6 protein-coding genes are annotated in these 7803 nt (G+C 69.1%); all 6 read left to right on the forward strand.

The genetic code is table 11. The features are described 5' to 3' along the window. The first annotated feature begins 207 nt into the window (after positions 1-207). The gene (locus AB0N66_RS40855) at positions 208-1005 is read left to right on the forward strand and encodes a PspA/IM30 family protein (RefSeq protein WP_365445526.1); all 798 of its coding nucleotides are present in this window, start codon (positions 208-210) and stop codon (positions 1003-1005) included. Between the two features lie 41 nt (positions 1006-1046). Continuing rightward, the gene (locus tag AB0N66_RS40860) at positions 1047-1325 is read left to right on the forward strand and encodes a hypothetical protein (RefSeq protein WP_365445500.1); all 279 of its coding nucleotides are present in this window, start codon (positions 1047-1049) and stop codon (positions 1323-1325) included. Between the two features lie 207 nt (positions 1326-1532). Further along, positions 1533-2753: a histidine kinase gene (locus AB0N66_RS40865; protein ID WP_365445503.1), complete on the forward strand. Its 1221-nt coding sequence runs from the start codon at positions 1533-1535 to the stop codon at positions 2751-2753. Beyond that, complete coding sequence (locus AB0N66_RS40870) at positions 2750-3433, forward strand: response regulator transcription factor (protein WP_365445506.1); 684 nt, start codon at positions 2750-2752, stop codon at positions 3431-3433. The genes AB0N66_RS40865 and AB0N66_RS40870 overlap by 4 nt, the downstream gene beginning before the upstream one ends. A gap of 156 nt (positions 3434-3589) precedes the next feature. After that, on the forward strand, positions 3590-6721 hold the full coding sequence (locus AB0N66_RS40875) for an efflux RND transporter permease subunit (RefSeq protein ID WP_365445509.1): 3132 nt from the start codon (positions 3590-3592) through the stop codon (positions 6719-6721). A 252-nt stretch (positions 6722-6973) separates the two neighbouring features. Then, positions 6974-7803 (forward strand): ricin-type beta-trefoil lectin domain protein (locus tag AB0N66_RS40880; protein WP_365445512.1); only part of this gene is annotated, 830 nt, incomplete at its 3' end.

Here is a 7803-nt window from a genome sequence, read left to right on the forward strand (position 1 = left end):
GCAGGAATTCCCCAGGTGTTCGTCAGGAACCCCTGGTCAACCCCGAGGTCCACCTACTCCCTACGCCGGAGCGGTGCCGTTCGCAGTCGTCCTTGGGGATGAGCGCATCCGTCCCCGAACAGTGCGGTAATGGATGCAGGGCCCGTACTGTGGGTTCTGTTGCAGTACCTGGAGCTGGAGTCCGTCAGAAGGGGGCGCGCGAAGCCCATGAGCGGTGTCATGAAGCGTATGGGAATGATCTTCCGCGCGAAGGCGAACAAGGCCCTTGACCGGGCCGAGGACCCGCGCGAAACCCTCGATTACTCGTACCAGAAGCAGCTGGAGCTGCTCCAGAAGGTGCGCCGCGGTGTCGCGGATGTGGCGACCAGCCGCAAGCGTCTGGAACTGCAGCTGAACCAGCTCCAGAACCAGTCGACCAAGCTGGAGGACCAGGGCCGCAAGGCGCTCGCGCTCGGCCGGGAGGACCTGGCCCGCGAAGCGCTGTCGCGCCGGGCCGCGCTCCAGCAGCAGGTCACCGACCTGGAGACGCAGCACACCACTCTCCAGGGCGAGGAGGAGAAGCTCACCCTTGCGGCGCAGCGCCTCCAGGCCAAGGTGGACGCCTTCCGCACGAAGAAGGAGACCATCAAGGCCACGTACACCGCCGCCCAGGCGCAGACCCGGATCGGGGAGGCCTTCTCCGGCATCTCCGAGGAGATGGGCGACGTCGGCATGGCGATCCAGCGTGCCGAGGACAAGACCGCGCAGCTCCAGGCGCGGGCCGGTGCGATCGACGAGCTGCTCGCCTCCGGTGCGCTCGAGGACTCCTCCGGGCTGGCGAAGGACGACATCCAGAACGAGCTGGACCGGCTCTCCGGTGGTACGGATGTAGAGCTGGAGCTGCAGCGTATGAAGGCCGAGCTGGCCGGTGGCTCCGCGAAGCCTGCGATCGAGGGCGGTACGGGTCAGGGGCAGGGTCAGTCGCAGTCCCAGCCGCAGGACACGCCCCGCTTCGACAAGCAGTAACAGGCGGTAACAAGCGGTAACCCACGCCTTAGGAGGGCGACATGATCGTACGGATCATGGGGGAGGGGCAGGTGAGGCTGGACAACGGCCACCTCACCGAACTGAACAAGCTGGACGACGAGCTGCTCGCTGAGATCGAGAGCGGTGACCAGCCCGGCTTCCGCCGCACCCTCGGTGCCCTCCTGGAGGAGGTCCGCCGTCTGGGCGCCCCACTCCCCGACGACGCCCTGGAACCGTCCGAACTGATCCTCCCTTCCCCGGACGCGACCCTCGAAGAGGTCCGGGCGATGCTGAGCGACGAGGGCTTGATCCCCGGCTGACGGCCAGATCTCTCATCCCCGGCCGGCGCTGGAGATCTTTCAGCCCGCCCGGCGTTCGAGGACGAGCGCGTTCAGCGCGATAGGGGGGTCTGCGGGCGGAGCCCCCAGGTACGGGACGGGTAGGGGCGGAGGGGGCGAAAAACCGGGCGCCCACCGGCACCAGGTAGCACCGTTCCAACCCCCGCAGGCGCCCCGTACCGTAAAGGCGTGAGCACCCCCCTAGAGCGCACGAGGTGCAAGGCCCGCGCCCACCCCCTGGCCGTGGACGCCACCCTCGCCGCAGGCGTCCTCGTCTGCATGGCGGCCGGCTCCTTCGTCGACCCGCACGGCGAGGACGGCGCGACCTGGCTCACCCGCACCCCGAACGGCCTCAGCCTCACGCTGATGGTGCTCGGCGCGGCAGCCCTGGTCTTCCGCCGCCGCGCACCCCTCGCGGTCCTCGTCGCGACCGGCGCCGTCTCCCTCGTGGAGCTGCTGGTCGGCGACCCCAGAGCCCCGGTGGCGATGTGCGCCGTCGTAGCCCTCTTCACGGTGGCCTCGGCCACGGACCGCCACACGGCCTGGCGCGTGGGCCTGCTCACGATGACCGTTCTGACCGCGGCGGCGATGCTCGCGGGCCCGCTGCCCTGGTACGCGCAGGAGAACCTGGGCATCTTCGCCTGGACCGGTATGGCGGCTGCCGCGGGAGACGCCGTTCGCAGCCGCCGGGCCTTCGTGGACGCCATAAGGGAACGCGCCGAACGCGCCGAGCGGACCAGGGAGGAGGAGGCCCGCCGCCGCGTGGCCGAGGAGCGGCTGCGGATCGCCCGCGATCTGCACGACGTCGTCGCGCACCACATCGCCCTGGTCAATGTGCAGGCCGGAGTCGCCGCCCATGTGATGGACAAGCGGCCCGACCAGGCCAAGGAGGCGCTCGCGCACGTACGTGAGGCCAGCCGCTCCGCCCTCAACGAACTCCGCGCCACCGTCGGCCTGTTGAGGCAGACCGGCGACCCGGAGGCACCCACCGAGCCCGCCCCCGGCCTCGGCCGCCTCGATGAACTCGCCGACACCTTCCGCAACGCGGGCCTCCCGGTCGAGGTGGCCCGCGACCACGGCACCACCCTGCCCGCCGCCGTGGACCTCGCCGCGTACCGCGTCATCCAGGAGGCCCTGACCAATGTGCAGAAGCACGCGGGACCGGAGGCGAAGGCCGAGGTCAGCGTCGTACGCGTCGGACCGAATGTGGAAGTGACCGTCCTTGACAACGGGCCGGGGCAGGACGACGGGCCGGAGGAGGGCGGCGGGCACGGGCTGCTCGGGATGCGGGAGCGGGTCACCGCGCTCGGCGGAAGATGCACGGCAGGTCCCCGCTACGGAGGCGGCTTCCGCGTCCATGCGATCCTTCCGGTCAAGAGCCGCACGCCTGCCCTGGGGAGCCCCGCATGACCATCCGTGTCCTGCTCGCCGACGACCAGGCGTTGCTGCGCAGCGCCTTCCGGGTGCTCGTCGACTCCGAGCCCGACATGGAGGTGGTCGGCGAGGCGTCCGACGGCGCGGAGGCCGTACGCCTGGTGCGGCAGGAGCGGGCCGACATCGTGCTGATGGACATCCGGATGCCGGGGACCGACGGGCTGGCCGCCACCCGGCTGATCTCCGCGGACCCGGGGCTCGCACACGTACGGGTCGTGATGCTGACGACGTTCGAGGTCGACGAGTACGTGGTGCAGTCGCTGCGCGCCGGTGCGTCAGGGTTCCTCGGGAAGGGTGCCGAGCCGGAGGAACTGCTGGCCGCGATCCGGATCGCGGCGGGCGGCGAGGCGCTGCTGTCCCCGGCGGCGACCAAGGGTCTGATCGCCAAGTTCCTCGCGCAGGGCGACGGCCTGGACGACGAACGTGACCCGGCCCGCGCCGAGCGGCTCGGCGCGCTCACCGGGCGCGAGCGCGAGGTGCTCGTGCAGGTTGCGGGCGGGCACTCGAACGACGAGATCGCCGAGCGGCTGGCGGTCAGCCCGCTGACGGTGAAAACGCACGTCAACCGGGCGATGGCCAAGCTGGGCGCGCGCGACCGGGCTCAACTGGTCGTGATCGCCTACGAGTCGGGGCTGGTACGTCCGAGGATGGACTGAGCTCCACCCGCGTGTACTGCGCCTGGAGTAGGTTCCGTATAAGGAAATGGACCTGCGGGCGACGGAACGGCCGCCGTTGATGGCCCAGGGTGTGAGGTGGGGCGCTCGGATGTGCCCCTCCTGCCGCGCACACCACAGAAGAGAGACCCGCCACCCATGTCCTGGCTGTCCCGATTCAGCCTCGCGCAACGGGCCCTCATAGGTCTGATGTCGATCATCGCGCTCGCCTTCGGAGCGATCGCGATCCCCCAGCTCAAGCAGCAGCTGCTGCCCACCATCGAACTGCCCATTGTCTCCGTGCTCGCGCCGTACCAGGGCGCGTCTCCCGATGTGGTGGAGAAGCAGGTCGTCGAGCCCATCGAGGACAACCTCGAATCCGTCGACGGCATCACGGGCGTCACCTCCACGGCCAGCGAGGGCAACGCCGTGATCATGGCGTCCTTCGACTACGGCAACGACACCAAGCAGCTCGTCGCCGATGTCCAGCAGGCCGTCAACCGGGCCCGCGTCCAGCTCCCGGACGCCGTCGACCCGCAGGTCATCGCCGGTTCGACGGACGACATACCGACCGTGGTCCTCGCCGTCACCTCGGACAAGGATCAGCAGGCACTCGCCGACCAGCTCGACCGGACCGTCGTGCCGGACCTGGAGGAGATCGACGGGGTCGGACAGGTCACCGTCGACGGTGTACGGGACCTCCAGGTCACCGTCACGCCGGACGTCAAGGAGATGGCACAGGCCGGCCTCACCTCCGCCGCGCTCGGCCAGGCCCTCCAGGCGGGCGGCGCGACCGTCCCCGCCGGCTCCTTCGACGAGGACGGCAGCAACCGCACCGTCCAGGTCGGCGGCGGCTTCACCTCGCTGAAGCAGATCCAGGACCTGATGGTCACGGGCGCCCCCGGCAAGAAGCCGGTACGCCTCGCGGACGTCGCCACCGTCAAGGAGGAGCAGGCGACCGCCGACTCCATCACGCGTACGGACGGCGAGCCGAGCCTCGCCGTGAGCGTCACCATGGACCACGACGGCAGCGCGGTCGCCATCTCCGACGCCGTCGAGGACAAGCTGGCGGACATGCGCAAGGACCTGGGCACGGGGTCGACGATCACCGTCGTCAGCGACCAGGGCCCGGCCGTGAAGAAGTCCATCGACGGTCTGACGACCGAGGGCGCGCTGGGGCTGCTCTTCGCCGTCCTCGTCATCCTGGTGTTCCTCGCCTCGATCCGCTCGACCCTCGTCACCGCGGTCTCGATCCCGCTGTCGGTGGTCCTCGCGCTGATCGTCCTGTGGACCCGCGACCTGTCGCTGAACATGCTCACGCTCGGCGCGCTCACCATCGCGATCGGCCGGGTCGTCGACGACTCGATCGTCGTCCTGGAGAACATCAAACGGCACCTCGGGTACGGCGAGGAGCGCGAGGAGGCGATCCTCAAGGCGGTCCGCGAGGTCGCCGGCGCGGTCACCTCCTCGACCCTCACCACGGTCGCCGTCTTCCTGCCGATCGGCCTGACCGGCGGCATGGTGGGCGAGCTGTTCGGCTCCTTCAGCCTGACGGTCACGGCGGCGCTGCTCGCTTCCCTGCTCGTCTCGCTGACCGTCGTACCGGTGCTGTCGTACTGGTTCCTGCGCGCCCCCAAGGGCACCCCGGCGGACGCGGAGGAAGCGCGGCGGCAGGCGGAGGAGAAGGAGGCGCGCAGCCGTCTCCAGCGCCTCTACGTTCCCGTACTGCGCTTCGCGACCCGGCGCCGGCTGACGAGCGTGGCGATCGCGGCCGTCGTCCTCGTCGGTACGTTCGGTATGACACCCCTGCTGAAGACGAACTTCTTCGACCAGGGCGAGCAGGAAGTCCTCACCGTCAAGCAGGAGTTGAAGCCGGGCACCAGCCTGGCGGCGACCGACGCCTCGGCCAAGCAGGTCGAGAAGATGCTCGGCGGCGTGGACGGCATCAAGGACTACCAGGTCACCATCGGTTCGTCCGGTTTCCTGGCCGCGTTCGGCGGTGGCACGGACACCAACCAGGCCTCGTACCAGATCATGCTGGAGGACTCGGCCTCGTCCGGCGACGTCCAGGACCGCATCGAGGAGGGGCTCGGCAAGCTCTCCGGTGTCGGTACGACCACGGTCGCGGCCGGGGACGGGTTCGGCAGCCAGGATCTGAGCGTCGTCGTGAAGGCGGCCGACGCGGACGTCCTGCGCAAGGCGGCCGACGAGGTCCGTGACGAGGTCGCGAAGCTCGACGACGTGACCGACGTGACGAGCGACCTGGCGCAGAGCGTGCCGCGTATCTCGGTCAAGGCCAACTCCAAGGCCGCGGCGGCCGGTTTCAACGACGCGACGCTCGGCGTTGCCGTCGGTGAGGCGGTGCGCGGTACGACGAGCGGCACGGCGACCCTGGACGACACCGAGCGGGATGTCGTCATCAAGTCGGCGAAACCGGCCACGACGCTCGCCGAGCTGAAGAACCTTTCGTTGGGCGCTGTGAAGCTCGGTGACATCGCGACGGTGCAACTGGTCGACGGTCCGGTCTCGATGACCCGGCTCGACGGGCAGCGGGCCGCCACGATCACGGCGCGGCCGACGGGCGACAACACGGGCGCGGTCAGCTCGGATCTCACCTCGAAGCTGGACGCGCTGAAGCTCCCGGCCGGTGCGACGGCGGAGATCGGCGGTGTCTCGCAGGACCAGGCGGACTCGTTCGCCTCGCTGGGCCTGGCGATGCTGGCGGCGATCGCGATCGTCTTCATGCTCCTTGTGGCGACGTTCCGTTCGCTGATCCAGCCGCTGATCCTGCTTGTCTCGATCCCGTTCGCGGCGACGGGCGCGATCGGCCTGCTGATCATCACCGGCACCCCGATGGGTGTTCCGGCGATGATCGGCATGCTGATGCTCATCGGCATCGTGGTCACCAACGCGATCGTGCTGATCGACCTGATCAACCAGTACCGCAAGCAGGGCTACGGCACGGTCGAGGCAGTCATCGAGGGCGGCCGGCACCGCCTGCGGCCCATCCTGATGACGGCGCTCGCGACCATCTTCGCGCTGCTCCCGATGGCCCTCGGCGTCACCGGCGAAGGCGGCTTCATCGCCCAGCCGCTGGCCGTGGTCGTCATCGGCGGCCTGATCACGTCGACGCTGCTGACGCTCCTGCTGGTGCCGACGCTGTACACCGTCGTCGAACTCCGCAAGGAGCGGCGGGTGAAGAAGAAGACGGCCAAGCGCGCGACGAAGTCCGGCGGGACCACCGCCACCGCGGGCGACGAGGACAAGTCCCCGGAACCGGCCGGAGTCTGACCTTTTTAGCCAATCGAGAGGGCCCTCGTCCGGGCGCAACGTGCGTCGGGACGAGGGCCCTTGTCCGTTCTTTGGCCTGTTCAGACACCATTCTTTAATTGGTCCATACCAAAACCTTGACGCGGTTTCGTTCACGCCTTAAAACAAGCAGTGAAGGCTTTGCGAAGGTTCAACAGCCTCTTTCAACACCTCTCTTTCGACTCCCCACTTGAGCGCGGTTGTGCGCAAATCGGCGAAAGGTATGACATGGGCATGAAGTTCAGATGGAGGCGCGCGGCCTACGCCGCCGCCGGCTCCCTCCTCGTGGGTCTGCTGAGCGTGCTGCCCGCGTCTCCCGCCGCGGCCGCCACCGGCCAGATCAGCGGACTTGGGGGCAAGTGCATCGACGTGGCGGGCGCTTCGAGCACCAACGGCACCGCGGTGCAGCTGTACGACTGCAACGGCACCGGCGCCCAGCAGTGGAACGTCGGCTCCGACGGCACGATCCGGGCGCTCGGAAAGTGTCTGGACGTCTCGAACAACTCGACCGCCGACGGCGCGCTGATCCACCTCTGGGACTGCGTCGGCGGCGCCAACCAGCAGTGGGTCGTGACGGCCGCGAAGGACATCGTCAACCCCGCGGCGAACAAGTGCCTCGACGTCGTCGGCAACAACTCGGCCAACACCACCCGACTGCAGCTCTGGACCTGCACCGGCGCCGCGAACCAGAAGTGGACGGCTCCGGCCACCGGCGGCGGCACCACCCCGAGTGGATTCGTCGTCACCGAGGCGCAGTTCAACCAGATGTTCCCGAGCCGGAACTCCTTCTACACCTACAGCGGCCTGACCGCCGCCCTCAGCGCCTACCCGGCCTTCGCCAACACCGGCAGCGACACGGTGAAGAAGCAGGAGGCCGCGGCCTTCCTCGCCAACGTGAACCACGAGACCGGCGGGCTGTACTACATCGTCGAGCAGAACACCGCGAACTACCCCAACTACTGCGACTGGGGCCAGTCCTACGGCTGCCCGGCCGGTCAGTCCGCGTACTACGGCCGCGGCCCGATCCAGCTCAGCTGGAACTTCAACTACAAGGCCGCGGGTGA

This window comes from Streptomyces sp. NPDC093544, from assembly GCF_040683495.1.
Taxonomy (GTDB): Bacteria; Actinomycetota; Actinomycetes; order Streptomycetales; family Streptomycetaceae; genus Streptomyces.

Excerpts from the sequence above, each read along its gene's own strand:
- AB0N66_RS40855 (WP_365445526.1), top strand. The coding sequence starts at position 208 with ATGAGCGGTGTCATGAAGCGTATGGGAATGATCTTCCGCGCGAAGGCG.
- AB0N66_RS40860 (WP_365445500.1), top strand. The coding sequence starts at position 1,047 with ATGATCGTACGGATCATGGGGGAGGGGCAGGTGAGGCTGGACAACGGC.
- AB0N66_RS40870 (WP_365445506.1), top strand. The coding sequence starts at position 2,750 with ATGACCATCCGTGTCCTGCTCGCCGACGACCAGGCGTTGCTGCGCAGC.
- AB0N66_RS40875 (WP_365445509.1), top strand. The coding sequence starts at position 3,590 with ATGTCCTGGCTGTCCCGATTCAGCCTCGCGCAACGGGCCCTCATAGGT.